Raw genomic sequence first — 13637 nt, 5'->3', positions numbered from 1 at the left:
ACTGTGCAGGGAGTCACCTTATCGTCATTGGCCCCGACTGATGGGTGACCGGTCACGACATCTGCGGTAAATTCCCTGCCAATCAGGGGGCTGGGCGACATTCAGGTTATGGCGACGCAAATGCAACCGTCACTGGCAGGGCTGTCGGGCATGGCCCGCCGCCTGGTGTCCGAAGGGGTCCTCCCCGAGCCGGACGTACGCAAGGCGGTACTCGACTCCACCCAGGCCAAGACCACGCTGACCGCCTGGCTGCTGGACCACGGCCTGATCGACAGCAGCCGGCTCACCCAGCTCGCCTCGGCCGAGTTCGGCATGCCGGCGATGGATGTGTCCTCGCTGCAGCCGGCCAGCATGCCGCTCAACCTGATCAGCGAGGCGCTGGTCAACAAGCATCACGCCCTGCCCCTGTTCCGCCGCGGCAAGCGCCTGTTCGTCGGCATCGCCGACCCGATGCAGTCGCACGCCCTGGACGAGATCAAGTTCCACTCCAACTGCATGGTGGAACCGATCCTGGTCGAGCGGGCCCAGCTGCACCGGGTGATCGAGAGCGCGCTCACCGCCATGAACGCCCGAGTCCCCGACCTGGGCGGCGACGACCTGGACGAACTGGCGCTCGAGGCCGGCGACGAGGACGGCGACAGCACCGGCATCGACGCCAACGCGAACGACGACGCGCCGGTGGTGAAGTTCGTCAACAAGATCCTGGTCGACGCGATCAAGCGCGGCGCCTCGGACATCCACTTCGAGCCGTTCGAGACCAACTACCGGGTGCGCCTGCGCATGGACGGCATGCTGCGCGCGGTGGCCAGCCCGCCGATGAAGCTGTCCTCGCGCATCTCCTCGCGCCTGAAGGTGATGGCCGGCCTGGACATCGCGGAGCGGCGCGTGCCGCAGGACGGCCGCATCAAGCTCAACCTGTCCAAGAGCCGCGCGGTCGACTTCCGCGTCAGCACGCTGCCCACGCTGTTCGGCGAGAAGATCGTGCTGCGTATCCTGGACGCCTCGACCGCCAAGATGGGCATCGACAAGCTCGGCTACGAGGAAGTGCAGAAGCAGCTCTACGTCGACGCGATCCACAAGCCCTACGGCATGGTGCTGGTCACCGGCCCCACCGGCTCCGGTAAGACCGTGTCGCTGTATACGGCGCTCAATATCCTCAATACCAACGAGCGCAACATCTCCACGGTCGAGGACCCGGTCGAAATCCGCGTCGAGGGCATCAACCAGGTCCAGCAGAACACCAAGCGCGGCATGACCTTCGCGGCAGCCCTGCGCTCCTTCCTGCGCCAGGATCCGGACGTGATCATGGTCGGCGAAATCCGCGACCTGGAAACCGCCGAGATCGCCATCAAGGCGGCGCAGACCGGCCACATGGTGCTGTCCACCCTGCATACCAACGACGCGCCGCAGACCATCTCGCGCCTGATGAACATGGGCATCGCGCCCTACAACATCACCTCGTCGGTGACCCTGATTATCGCCCAGCGCCTGGCCCGCCGCCTGCACGAGTGCAAGAAGCCGCTGGACCTGCCACCGGCGACCCTGCTGGCCGCCGGCTTCACCCAGGAAGAGATCGACGCCGGCCTGACCCTGTACGAAGCGGTCGGCTGCGACAACTGCAACGAAGGCTACAAGGGCCGCGTCGGCATCTATCAGGTGATGCCGATGCTGGAGGACATCCAGAAGATCGTGCTGCAGGGTGGCAACGCGATGCAGATCGCTGAAGCGGCGCGCAAGGCGGGCGTCAACGACCTGCGCGCGTCGGCCCTGTTGAAGGCCAAGCAGGGCGTCACCAGCCTGACCGAGATCGACCGCGTGACCAAGGACTGACATCCGCCTCCTTGCCAGACCGCGACACAGCTAGCATTAGAGTTGGGTGCCAAGGCACGGATTGCCTGAGGCATTTGGATTAAGCTGCAACAAATCTGTCGCCGGCTCCATGCCCGGCACGCTCGAAGGGGGAGTTCCTAAATGGCCACAGCAGTTACGGCAGCCAAAGACGCTCGCGCCCGCGGCGTAGCGCGCGCCGCCGTCAGCCAGTTGACCACGTACGACTGGATGGCGCTGGACAAGCGCGGCAAGCGCATGAAGGGCGAGATGCCGGCGAAGAACGCCTCGCTGGTGAAAGCCGAGCTGCGCCGCCAGGGCATGAATCCGCAGACGGTGCGCGAGAAGTCCAAGCCCCTGTTCGGCTCTGCCGGCAGCACGGTCAAGCCGCGCGACGTCGCCATCTTCAGCCGCCAGATCGCCACCATGATGGCCTCGGGCGTACCGATGGTGCAGTCCTTCGAGATCATCGCCGACGGCCAGAAGAACATCCGCTTCAAGAACATGCTGGTCGACGTCAAGCAGGGCATCGAAGGCGGTGCCTCGATGCACGAGGCGCTGGCGAAGTATCCGGTGCAGTTCGACGAGCTCTACCGCAACCTGGTGCATGCGGGCGAATCCGCCGGTGTGCTCGACACGGTGCTGGACACCGTGGCGACCTACAAGGAGCGGATGGAGGCCATCAAGAGCAAGATCAAGAAGGCCCTGTTCTATCCGGTGATGGTGCTGGCGGTGGCGCTGCTGGTCAGCATGATCCTGCTGCTGTTCGTGGTGCCGGTGTTCCAGCAGACCTTCAAGGACGCCGGCGCCGAGCTGCCGGCGCCGACCCAGATCGTGATCTCCGCCTCGGAGTTCATGCAGAGCTACTGGTACGTCGTGATCGGCGTCATCATCGGCGGCATCGTCGCCCTGGTGATGGCCAAGAACCGCTCGCAGAAGTTCGCGCATTTCCTGGACCGCGTGATGCTGAAGCTGCCCGTGGTCGGTGCCATCCTGCGCCAGTCCGCGATCGCCCGCTTCGCCCGCACCCTCGGCGTCACCTTCCGCGCCGGCGTGCCGCTGGTGGAAGCGATGGACGCGGTGGCCGGCGCCACCGGCAGCATCGTCTACGGCGATGCGGTCAGGCAGATGCGCGACGACATCGCAGTCGGCCACCAGCTGCAGCTGGCCATGCGCCAGACCGGCCTGTTCCCGAACATGGTGGTGCAGATGACCGCCATCGGCGAGGAATCCGGCGCCCTGGACAGCATGCTGTTCAAGGTGGCCGAGTTCTACGAGGAAGAGGTCAACAACGCCGTCGACACCCTGTCCACCCTGCTCGAGCCGCTGATCATGGTGATCCTCGGCGTGCTGGTGGGCGGCATGGTGGTGTCGCTGTACCTGCCGATCTTCAAGCTCGCGGGCACCGTGTAAGCTGCCGCATCCGAGCCCCTCTCTCCCACGGGGACTACCTTCGGGTCGCCGCTGGGAGAGGGGGGCTTTTTTTATAGCTGTCGATTTGTCACCGAGATGACGATGCCTGAGCTTCCTCTTTGGGCCTGGACCACCGTGGCGGCCGTGCTCGGCCTGCTGGTGGGCAGCTTTCTCAACGTGGTGATCCTGCGCCTGCCCCTGCGCATGGAGGCGATGTGGCGCGAGCAGGCGCGCGAGGCGCTGGAACTGCCCGCCGAAGAAGCCGAGCCGCTGCCCCCCGGCATCGTGCGCGAGCCCTCGCACTGCCCGCACTGCAAGCATCGCCTGTCGGTGTTCGACAACATCCCGCTGTTCGGCTGGCTGCTGCTGCGCGGCCGCTGCCGCTACTGCAAGGCGCCGATCTCCATCCAGTACCCGCTGGTGGAACTGCTCGGCGGCGTGCTCAGCGCCATCGTGGTGTGGAAGTTCGGCCCGACCTGGCCGGCGCTGGCGGGGCTGGCCTTCACCTGGCTGCTGATCGCGCTGGCCGGCATCGACTTCCGCACGCAATACCTGCCGGACGAGCTCAACTACCCCTTGCTGTGGATCGGCCTGCTGCTGAGCCTGCAGCCGATGTTCGTGTCGCCCACCTCGGCGATCATCGGCGCGGCCATCGGCTACCTCAGCCTGTGGAGCGTGTACTGGCTGTTCAAGCTCGCCACCGGCAAGGAAGGCATGGGCTACGGCGACTTCAAGATGCTGGCCGCGATGGGCGCATGGATGGGCGCCGGCGCGCTGCTGCCGATCGTGCTGCTGTCCTCGCTGGTGGGCACGCTGATCGGCGGTACGCTGATCGTGCTGCGCCGGCACAAGGCCGAGGTGCCGATCCCGTTCGGCCCGTTCATCGCCATGGCCGGCTGGCTGTGGTTCGTCGCCGGCGACTGGCTGCTGCTCACTTATCAGCAGCTGACCGGGCTGCGGTGAACGTGCCGCGCCCCTACGTCGTCGCGCTCACCGGCGGCATCGCTTCCGGCAAGAGCGCAGTGGCGCGCCGGTTCGAGGCGCTGGGGATCATGGTCTACGACGCCGACGTGGCCGCGCGGGAAGTGGTCCAGCCCGGCAGCGAGGGCCTGGCGGCGATCGTGCAGACCTTCGGCGCCGGCGTACTCGACGGCGCCGGGCAACTGGACCGCGCCGCGATGCGCCGGCGCGTATTCGCCGACGACATGGCGCGGCGCCAGCTCGAAGCGATCACCCACCCGCGCGTGCGCAGCTGGCTGCGCGAACGCGCCGGCGCCGACCACGGCCCGTACTGCCTGCTGGCGATTCCGCTGCTGGCCGAAAACATCGCGCATTACCGCTGGGTCGACCGCGTGCTGGTGGTCGATACCACGGAAGCCGCGCAGCTCGCGCGGCTGGTGCGGCGCGACGGCATCGACGAAGCACTGGCCCGCCGCATGATCGAGCGCCAGGCACGACGCGAAGAACGCCTCGCCATCGCCGACGACGTGATCGGCAATACCGGCGAAGAAGCCGCGCTGGATACCGAAGTGACCGCCCTGCACCAGCGCTATCTGGCGCTGGCCAAAGCCAAGGCTTGAGCGCGGCTCAGCCGCCTTGGAAGCCGCCGCCCCAGAAGCCGCGGATCCCCGCAACGCCCTGCCCGCCCAGCGCGCGTGCGCGCGGCAGGTCCGCCTCGCCCATGCCACCGAGCGCATAGACCGGCAGCGCCGCCGCCTCGGCCAGCGCCGCAAATGCCGGCCAGCCCAATGCGGGCGCATCCGGATGCGTCGCCGTGACGGCCACCGGCGACACCGTGGCGAAATCGGCGCCCAGCGCGAGCGCCCGCGCCAGTTCGCCGGCATCGTGGCAGCTCGCTCCCACGGGCTGGTTCCAGGGCAAGGGGCGTCCGGTTCCCTGCAATTGGACGGCCTTGAGCTGCACGCCGACGCCAGGGCCGAGTGCGCGCGCGCCTTCGACATCGCCGTTGAGCATCAGCAACGCGCCGCAGCCTTTCGCCTCTGGCAGCAGCAGCGCGGCCAGTTCCCGCACCTGCTCCAGCGGCCAGCGCGGCAGGCGCAGCTGCAGCAGTCGCTCGCCGTGGGCCAGGGCCTCGCGCAGCATCGCGGCGCACGCGTCAGCCGCCGTGGGCGGCAGGTCGGCAGGAGTGATCGGATAACGCGGCGGCAGGCGCAGCGCCTGCAGGATGGCGCGATCGGCCGGTGCCAGCTGGGCCAGCTCGACGGCAGCGGGAGCGGCCCACTGCAGCGCCGTATGCTCCAGCGGCTGCGGTTCGCGCTGCCAATGGCGCACCACCCAGGCATCGAGCAGCAGGCGCTTGGCGCCATAGGCCCAGGGCACGCGGGTCAGCGCTTCGCCCGGCCCGATCTCGATGCCCAGTTCTTCGCGCAATTCGCGCGCCAGCCCAGCGCTGGCCGATTCGCCCGGCTCCAGCTTGCCGCCGGGAAACTCCCAGGCGCCCGCCAGATGCTTGCCCGGCGGCCGCTGCGCGAGCAGCACGCGTCCAGCCGGGTCGACCAGGACGCCGGCCATGACGTGGATGACGTCGCTGGGGGGGATCGAGCTCAAATGCTGCTGCGGACGTACTCGACCATATCGAAGTCGTAGGCGTGGTCGGCGTCTTTCTTGTGATGGGTGCGGCTGAGCTCGGTCCAGTCGCTGAAATGCACGCCGGGGAAGAACGTGTCCGCGCCATCCACCGCCGCATTGACCCAGGTCAGGTACAGCCGCTGCGCCTTGGGCAGCGCCGCCTTGTAGACCTCGCCGCCGCCGATCACCATCAGCCCGGTGCCGCTGGCGCGGGCCAGGCCTTCCTCCAGCGAACGCACGGTGACCTGGCCGGGAAACGGCGCTTCATGCTTGCGCGTCAGCACCAGGTTGGTCCGGCCCGGCAGGGCGCGGCCGACCGACACCGCCGTGTTGTAGCCCATCAGCACGAACTTGCCGAGCGTGAGCTCCTTGAACCAGCGCAGGTCGTCCGGCAGGTGCCAGGGCAGCTGGCCCTTGCGGCCGATGGCAGAGTTCTCGTCGAGCGCGGCGATGAGCGAAATGGCCATGAAGACTCCAGATGAAGCGAACCGTATGGGGACGCACGGGCGGCCAGGTGGGGGTCGGCGCGCGCTAGCCGCGCATTCTACTCACGAACGCGCGGCCGCCGCACGCCAGCTCAGACCGCCACGGGCGCCTTGATGGCCGGATGCGGGGCATAGCCCTCGATGGCCACGTCCTCGAAGCGGAAGTCCTCCAGCACCTGTACATCCGGGTTGAGCCGCAGCGTCGGCAGCGCGCGCGGTTCCCGCGTCAGCTGCAGCTGCGCCTGCTCGACGTGATTGCTGTACAGGTGGGCGTCGCCCAGCACGTGCACGAAATCGCCCACGCCCAGGCCGCAGACCTGCGCCACCATGTGGGTGAGCAGCGCATAGCTGGCGATATTGAACGGCACGCCCAGGAAGATATCGCCCGAACGCTGGTACAGCTGGCAGCTCAGGCGCCCGTCGGCGACGTAGAACTGGAACATCGTATGGCACGGCATCAGCGCCATCCGCGGCAGCTCGCCCACGTTCCAGGCGTTGACGATCAGCCGGCGCGAATCCGGATTGCGGCGGATCTCCTCCACCACCCAGCGGATCTGGTCCACCGTGCCGCCGTCGGCGCTGCGCCAGGCGCGCCACTGCTCGCCGTAGACCGGGCCGAGGTCGCCGTTGGCGTCGGCCCATTCGTCCCAGATGCTGACCCCGTGTTGCTTGAGGTAGGCGATGTTGGTGTCGCCGCGCAGGAACCAGATCAGCTCGTGGATGATCGACTTCAGATGCAGCTTCTTGGTGGTGACCAGCGGGAAACCCTCGCGCAGGTCGAAGCGCATCTGCCAGCCGAACACGCTGCGCGTGCCGGTGCCGGTGCGGTCGGCCTTGACGCTGCCGTGTTCGAGCACGTGGCGCAGCAGGTCCAGATAAGCGCGCATCAGCCTTACTCCTTCGCCGGCATCGCCACGGTGTATGGCCGCAGCGTCGGCGCCTTGCGGGACATGAAGATCAGCACCAGGCCCACCACGATCAGCGGCAGCGACAGCACCTGCCCCATGGTGAGCCAGCCGAAGGCCAGGTAACCGAGCTGCGCATCGGGCAGGCGCACGAATTCCACGGCGAAGCGGAAGCAGCCGTACAGCAGCGCGAACAGACCCGAGACCAGATAGCGCGGCCGCGGCTTCAGCGATACCAGCCACAGCACGGCGAACATCACCACGCCTTCCAGCAGCATCTCGTACAGCTGCGAGGGATGCCGCGGCAGGCGGTCCGGCGCATTCGGGAAGATCATCGCCCACGGCACGTCGCCGGGCTTGCCCCACAGCTCGCCGTTGATGAAGTTGCCCAGGCGGCCCAGCCCCAGGCCGATCGGCACCAGCGGCGCGACGAAATCCACCGTGTCGAAGAACTTCAACTGCTGCCGGCGCGACCACCACAGCCCCGCGGCGAGCACGCCCAGCAGGCCGCCGTGGAAGCTCATGCCGCCGTCCCATACACGAAACAGCGCCAGCGGGTCGGTCCAGATCCAATGGATATCCGTGTAGAACAGCATGTAGCCCACGCGGCCGCCCACGATCACGCCCATCATCCCGAAGAACAGCAGGTCGCCCAGCGCATCGCGTGTCACCGGCAGGCGGCCGTGGCGGCGGCGGTACTCGGCCAGCAGCCAGACGCCGAAGAAACCGCCCAGGTACATCAGCCCGTACCAGTGGATCGCGAGGGGACCGAGGCGGAACGCCACGGGATCGATGGCAACGGTGTAGGGCAGCAACATGAGTCCGATCGGGGAAGCCGGCAAAGTCCAAGTGTAGCGACACCGGCACCGCTGCCGACAGGCACGGTCGACGGCCTGGCCGCCTTGGCTATACTCGCCGGCGAACGCGAGGCGGGCCTGGGGAGGTCTCCGCGCGCCGCGCCGCCGGAAAGCGGTGGGCGTCAAGCGCGTTCGGCACGGTGGGGGCATGGCTCCCGGCCACCGGCCTGGCATGGGAGCCATCCAACAGGGGAAAACACATGTCGCTTCGTTTCGCGCGGACCGCGCTGTCCGTGCTTTGCCTATTCGCGCCCGCGGCCGCCAGCGCAGCCGATTCGGCCTCGCCAGGCCTGATCCCGGTGGAAGACTTCGCCCGCCATCCGCAGATCTCGATGCCGCGCCTGTCGCCCGACGGCAAGTACGTGGCCGTGCGCGTGGATACCGACGACGGCGACAACCATGCGCTGATGGTCTACCAGGTCAGTGACATGAGCACCCCGGTCAGCATGCTGCGCATGCCCAAGTACGAGCTGCCGACCAGCATCGTCTGGGTCAGCCCCACCCGCCTGGTGATCGAGAAGGGCAAGCAGTTCGGCTCGATCGACAAGCCGCTGTCCACCGGCGAGATCATCGCCACCGACTTCAACGGCAAGAACCAGGACTACCTCTACGGCTACAACACCCAGTCCGGCAGCCGCTCCGCCACGCGCGGCACCGACCGCGGCTGGGGCTCCATCGACGGCCTGCCCGAACGCGCCAACGGCCATTTCTACATGGGCGCGCAGAGCTGGGACGCGCAGAACCAGAGCTCGCTCTACGACGTCAATGCGCAGAAGAACACCCGCCAGATGATCGGCGACATCGGCGTGGGCGACATGACCTTCATGACCGGCGCCGACGGCCTGGCCCATTTCGCCTACGGCCGCGACGAGAACTACAACTTCGTGGTCTTCCATCGCGAGAACAACAGCTGGGCCAAGCTCGGCCCGCAGAGCACCGGCGCCAGCTTCGGCCCGATCAGCTTCGCTCCGGATCGCCAGCACATCTACGCCAGCTTCAGCGCCGACGGCGGTCCCGGCAAGCTGGTCGAGCAGGAGGAAAACGGCGCCGGCCGCCGCGACCTGGCCAAGGACGAGTTCGGCAGCATCGGCACGCTGCAGTGGACGCCGCTGCCCAACCAGCCGTTCGCGGCCACCCCGATGACCGGCGTGCCCAAGCCGATCTACATCGAGCCGAACCTGCCCGCGGCCAAGCTGCACATGGCGCTCAGCCAGAAATTCCCGGGCAAGGTGGTGGACTTCATCAACTACAGCGAAGACGGCAACCAGTTGCTGTTCTCCGTCAGCAGCGACCGCGATCCGGGCTCCTACCTGCTGATCGACACGCAGACGTTCAAGGTGCGCAAGCTGTTCGACGCGGCGTCGTGGATCGACCCGAACAAGATGGCCGAGCGGCGCCCGGTACGCTTCAAGGCCAGCGACGGCCTGGAGCTGGAAGCGTTCCTGACCTTCCCCAAGGGCTCCAAGGAAGCCAACCTGCCGATGGTGCTGGTGCCGCACGGCGGCCCGCACGACGTGCAGGACACCTGGTTCTACGACGACGACGCGCAGTTCCTGGCCAGCCGCGGTTATCTGGTGCTGCAGGTGAACTACCGCGGCTCCGGCGGGCGCGGCGCGAACTTCAAGGAAGCCGGCTTTCTCAAGTGGGGCACGCGCATCCAGCAGGACCTGATCGACGGCGTGAAGTGGGCGATCGAAGAGCGCTACGCCGACCCCTCGCGCATCTGCGTCTACGGCGGCAGCTTCGGCGGCTACTCGGCGATGATGACCACCATCCGCGCGCCGGGCCTGTTCAAGTGCGCGGTCGGCTACGCCGGCATCTACGACCTGGACATGATGTACAACAAGGGCGATATCGCCTCCAACAAGCGCGGCCGCAACTATCTGCGCACGGTGATCGGCAAGAACGACGCCGACCTGGCCGCCAACTCCCCCGACAAGCTGGCCGACAAGATCGACGTGCCGGTGCTGCTGGTGCACGGCGAGGACGACCAGCGCGCCCCGTTCGCCCAGGCCAAGGCCATGCGCGCCGCCCTCGAAGCCGCGCACAAGCCTTACCAGTGGCTGTCCAAGCCGGGCGAAGGCCACGGCTTCTACACCGAGAAGAACAACATCGAGTTCTACAACACGCTGCAGTCCTTCCTGGACAAATACATCGGTCCGAAGGCCGACGTCGCCGCCAAGTAGCTGTCGCGGAACTGACGAAAAGAACCCAAGGGAAAGGGCGCCACGGCGCCCTTTCTGCTGTTTCGCCCAGGCCAAAATGAACGTCGGCAATTACTTACGACAACAAAGCTGACACGACAGCAAGGTTGCACGAAGCTGTCACCTTGTTTTAACTTCGGGCTCACATCGCCTGCTCCCCGGCTTCGGCGATGCCACGGCACGTCCACTCCCCCCGTGGGACGCGCCATCCCAGATATCCAGGCGACCAGTGCTAAGTGGCTGGCGGCTGGCTATTTTTTGTTCGGAGTTCCTATAACAATGAAACAAAAGACCCTGCTGGCTACGGCCATCGCGGCAGCGCTCCTGCTGCAGACCTGGTCCATCGCCGCCCAGGACGCCCCCGCTCCCGCCGCCGACCAGTCCAAGGCCAAGAGCCTGGATACGGTCACCGTCACCGGCTCGCGCATCCGCAGCGTGGACGTCGAGACCTCCCAGCCGATCTTCACCATGGACCGCCAGGCGATCCAGTCGACCGGCCTGACCAACGTCAACGACATCCTGGCCCGCATGCCGTCCGCCGGCACGCCGGACATCACCCCGCAGGACACGCTCGCTTCCGGCACCGACGTCGGCGGCCGCTACGTGAACATCCGCAACCTGGGCTCGACCCGCACCCTCGTGCTGGTCAACGGCCGTCGCTGGAGCACCACCCTGGGTGGCCTCACCGACCTGTCGACCATCCCGGTCTCGATGATCGAGCGCATCGAAGTGCTGAAGGACGGCGCGTCCTCGGTCTACGGTGCCGACGCCATCGGCGGCGTGGTCAACATCATCACCCGCGAGCGCTTCGAAGGTGCCGAGGTCAACGCCTACTACGGCCAGAACGAGAAGGGCGACGGCCAGCAGAAGAACGTCGACTTCACCTGGGGCCACAACACCGAGAACAATTCGCTGATCCTCGGCGCGTCCTACCAGGACAGCAAGCCGATGTGGAACCGCGACCGCGCCGAAACGCGCTACTCCAAGAGCCCGCGCCACATCGACGACAGCCTGGGCGGTGGCCCGTGGGGCCGCGTGACCAATCCGGCCGACGGCAACGACTACATCCTCAACCGCGGCGGCAACCCGGCCAGCTTCGCCGACTACCACCCGTTCACCGGTGCCCCGGGCGACCTGTACAACACGCAGGGCGACATGACCTTCCGCGCCGGCACCAAGCTGAAGAACCTGTTCCTGCAGGAGCGCTACAAGCTCACCGATAACATCACCCTGCGCGGTTCGGCCAGCTACAGCGTGCGCGACACCGAGAGCCAGCTCTCCGGCTACCCGCTGCAGACCGCCAGCACCGGCCTGTACATCGATCCGGCCAACGCCTACAACCCGTTCCCGGGCCAGAAGACCAGCTTCTATCGCCGCACCATCGAACAGCCGCGCGACACCTGGAGCAAGTCCAAGCTCGCCCACATCGACATCGGCGCCGAAGGCTTCTTCAACTTCCTCGGCCACGAGTGGAACTGGGACGCCACCTACACCTACTCGCAGACCAAGGCCCGCCAGGTCTCGTCCGGCAACTTCTACCTGCCGAACGCGCAGAAGGCCCTGGGCCCGACCGCGATCGTCAATGGCCAGGTCGCCTGCGCCAGCGCCGCCGACCGCGCCGCCGGCTGCCTGCCGTGGAACATCCTGGCCGGCCCGGGCGGCACGCCGGCTTCGGTGTGGAACTACGTCAACTACATCGGCACTGCGCGCCAGGTCGCCAAGACCGACGACTTCAGCGCCAACCTCACCGGTGGCCTGTTCGACCTGCCGGCCGGCACGGTCAGCATCGCCGGCGGCATCGAGCATCGCGGCGAGAAGGGCAGCTTCCATCCCGACGCGGGCGACTCGGCCGGCGTGACCACCAACCTGGCCAGCAACCCGACCAACGGCGCCTACGTCGTCAACGAGGCCTACCTCGAACTCGACGTGCCGCTGCTGCGTGACCTGCCGGGTGCGCAGGAGCTGGGCGTGAACGTGGCCAGCCGCTACTCGCACTACAGCAACTTCGGCAGCACCACCAACAACAAGTACAGCTTCCGCTGGCGTCCGTTCGAGGACCTGCTGGTCCGCGGCACCTACGCCGAGGGTTTCCGTGCTCCGACCATCAACGACCTGTACGCAGGCAGCGGCCAGAGCTTCGAGACCTTCGTCGATCCCTGCGATTCGGTGATCGGCGCAGCCGGCGGCAACGCCACCGTGGCCGCCCGCTGCGCCGCCGCGGGCGTGCCGGCGAACTACCGCCAGATCGACAGCGGCACCGGCAAGCCGATCAGCGACAACACCGGCGGCCAGACCGCGACGCCGTTCATTTCCGGCTCCAACGCCAACCTGAAGCCGGAAACCTCGATCACTCGCACGATCGGCCTGGTGTACAGCCCGCACTACGTGTCGGGCCTCGACTTCACCGTGGATTACTACAACATCTACGTGAAGAACATCATCAGCTCGGTCACCGCGTCGAGCATCCTGAACTACTGCTACGTGCAGAACGATCCGTCCTTCTGCAACCGCTTCTCGCGCGGCGCCGACGGCGTGATCACCAACCTCAACGAGAGCCTGTCGAACCTGGGCACGCTGAAGACCGAAGGCTACGACGTCGGTATCCATTACCGCCTGCCGCAGACCAGCTTCGGCACCTTCCGCATCGCTTCGGACAGCACCTACCTGACCAAGTACGAGACGGTCAGCGGTCCGGGCGCCCCGGCGGTGAACGCGGTCGGCTTCATGAGCAACGGCATCGGCGGCCTGAACCTCGGCACCACCGGCCTGTACCGCCTGCGTTCCAACCTGCAGCTGGACTGGGATTACCGCGAGTTCGGCGCGAGCTGGACGGTGCGTTACTTCTCCGGCCTGAAGGACAGCTGCTACACGGCGACCGTGGAGTGCAACATGCCGACCTATGTGGCCCCAGGCCTGGTTGGCGTGGGCGTGAGCCGCAAGGGTTCGCTGGCGTTCAATGACGCGCAGGTGCGTTACACGGCACCGTGGAAGGGTGTGTTCACCGTTGGCGTGAACAACATCTTCAACAAGAAGGGTCCGTACTATTACAACGTGACCAACTTCGGCAGCGGCAGCCCGCCGTACAATCCGTCGTTCGATATCGACCGTTATTTCTACGTGTCGTACAACCAGAAGTTCTAAGCGCTCGCGCGACGAAGTTTTGGTTTTAGGGGGGTGGGCCTTCGGGTCCACCCTTTTTTCTTTTGTGGGGGCGGTTTCAATCGGTCGACGCAACAACTTCCTGCAGCTTCTGGGCAGGTGTCAAGAAGCCCAACGTCTTACGTGGCCGTTCGTTGAGTTCACGCGCCACTTTGTTCAACTGCGCCTGGGTCAGCGACGCCAGATCCATGCCCTTGG

The 13637-nt window shown here is 66.7% G+C and carries 10 protein-coding genes and 1 pseudogene; 6 read left to right on the top strand and 5 right to left on the bottom strand.

What is annotated here, in order from left to right:
- Nucleotides 1–108 precede the first annotated feature (108 nt).
- From pilB to coaE, 4 genes are all read left to right on the top strand, one after another.
- On the top strand, nucleotides 109–1830 hold the full coding sequence (gene pilB / locus AB4083_RS18770; RefSeq protein WP_441609904.1) for a type IV-A pilus assembly ATPase PilB: 1722 nt from the start codon (nucleotides 109–111) through the stop codon (nucleotides 1828–1830).
- 141 nt (nucleotides 1831–1971) lie between these two features.
- Entirely contained in the window at nucleotides 1972–3240 is a 1269-nt protein-coding gene (locus tag AB4083_RS18765) for a type II secretion system F family protein (RefSeq protein WP_441609902.1), read from the top strand.
- A gap of 102 nt (nucleotides 3241–3342) precedes the next feature.
- Nucleotides 3343–4203 (top strand): prepilin peptidase, encoded by an 861-nt coding sequence (locus AB4083_RS18760; protein ID WP_441609901.1) that lies wholly within the window; start codon nucleotides 3343–3345, stop codon nucleotides 4201–4203.
- Nucleotides 4204–4205: 2 nt separating this feature from the next.
- Nucleotides 4206–4820, top strand: coding sequence for a dephospho-CoA kinase (gene coaE, locus AB4083_RS18755; RefSeq protein ID WP_441609899.1), 615 nt, complete (start codon nucleotides 4206–4208; stop codon nucleotides 4818–4820).
- Nucleotides 4821–4827: 7 nt separating this feature from the next.
- Here the strand turns inward: coaE and AB4083_RS18750 are convergent, their stop codons facing one another.
- The 4 genes from AB4083_RS18750 to lgt form a co-directional block, all read right to left on the bottom strand.
- Nucleotides 4828–5808 carry a Nudix family hydrolase gene (locus AB4083_RS18750; RefSeq protein WP_441609898.1) on the bottom strand — a complete coding sequence of 327 codons (981 nt, stop codon included), beginning with the start codon at nucleotides 5806–5808 and terminating at the stop codon, nucleotides 4828–4830.
- Entirely contained in the window at nucleotides 5805–6296 is a 492-nt protein-coding gene (locus tag AB4083_RS18745; RefSeq protein ID WP_441609896.1) for a dihydrofolate reductase, read from the bottom strand. Before AB4083_RS18745 ends, AB4083_RS18750 begins: the two co-directional genes overlap by 4 nt.
- Before the next feature lie 110 nt (nucleotides 6297–6406).
- The gene (locus AB4083_RS18740; RefSeq protein WP_441609894.1) at nucleotides 6407–7201 is read right to left on the bottom strand and encodes a thymidylate synthase; all 795 of its coding nucleotides are present in this window, start codon (nucleotides 7199–7201) and stop codon (nucleotides 6407–6409) included.
- Between the two features lie 5 nt (nucleotides 7202–7206).
- A complete protein-coding gene (gene lgt, locus AB4083_RS18735; protein ID WP_441609892.1) occupies nucleotides 7207–8037 on the bottom strand; it encodes a prolipoprotein diacylglyceryl transferase in 831 nt (276 codons plus the stop codon).
- 239 nt (nucleotides 8038–8276) lie between these two features.
- Here lgt and AB4083_RS18730 point away from each other — a divergent pair, with 239 nt between their 5' ends.
- The gene (locus AB4083_RS18730) at nucleotides 8277–10262 is read left to right on the top strand and encodes an alpha/beta hydrolase family protein (RefSeq protein ID WP_441609891.1); all 1986 of its coding nucleotides are present in this window, start codon (nucleotides 8277–8279) and stop codon (nucleotides 10260–10262) included.
- Nucleotides 10263–10559: 297 nt separating this feature from the next.
- Nucleotides 10560–13421: a TonB-dependent receptor plug domain-containing protein gene (locus tag AB4083_RS18725; RefSeq protein WP_441609889.1), complete on the top strand. Its 2862-nt coding sequence runs from the start codon at nucleotides 10560–10562 to the stop codon at nucleotides 13419–13421.
- 76 nt (nucleotides 13422–13497) lie between these two features.
- Here AB4083_RS18725 and AB4083_RS18720 read toward each other — a convergent pair.
- Nucleotides 13498–13637: pseudogene (locus tag AB4083_RS18720) on the bottom strand (IS30 family transposase); the annotation flags it as partial.

Origin of the sequence: Dyella sp. 2RAB6 (assembly GCF_052115385.1) — a bacterium.
Taxonomy (GTDB): Bacteria; Pseudomonadota; Gammaproteobacteria; order Xanthomonadales; family Rhodanobacteraceae; genus Dyella_D.
Note: the sequence above shows the minus strand (reverse complement) of the source record. Positions and strands in the feature narration are given on the sequence as shown.

Excerpts from the sequence above, each read along its gene's own strand:
- pilB (WP_441609904.1), top strand. The coding sequence starts at position 109 with ATGGCGACGCAAATGCAACCGTCACTGGCAGGGCTGTCGGGCATGGCC.
- AB4083_RS18765 (WP_441609902.1), top strand. The coding sequence starts at position 1,972 with ATGGCCACAGCAGTTACGGCAGCCAAAGACGCTCGCGCCCGCGGCGTA.
- AB4083_RS18760 (WP_441609901.1), top strand. The coding sequence starts at position 3,343 with ATGCCTGAGCTTCCTCTTTGGGCCTGGACCACCGTGGCGGCCGTGCTC.
- AB4083_RS18745 (WP_441609896.1), bottom strand. The coding sequence starts at position 6,296 with ATGGCCATTTCGCTCATCGCCGCGCTCGACGAGAACTCTGCCATCGGC.
- AB4083_RS18740 (WP_441609894.1), bottom strand. The coding sequence starts at position 7,201 with ATGCGCGCTTATCTGGACCTGCTGCGCCACGTGCTCGAACACGGCAGC.
- lgt (WP_441609892.1), bottom strand. The coding sequence starts at position 8,037 with ATGTTGCTGCCCTACACCGTTGCCATCGATCCCGTGGCGTTCCGCCTC.
- AB4083_RS18730 (WP_441609891.1), top strand. The coding sequence starts at position 8,277 with ATGTCGCTTCGTTTCGCGCGGACCGCGCTGTCCGTGCTTTGCCTATTC.
- AB4083_RS18725 (WP_441609889.1), top strand. The coding sequence starts at position 10,560 with ATGAAACAAAAGACCCTGCTGGCTACGGCCATCGCGGCAGCGCTCCTG.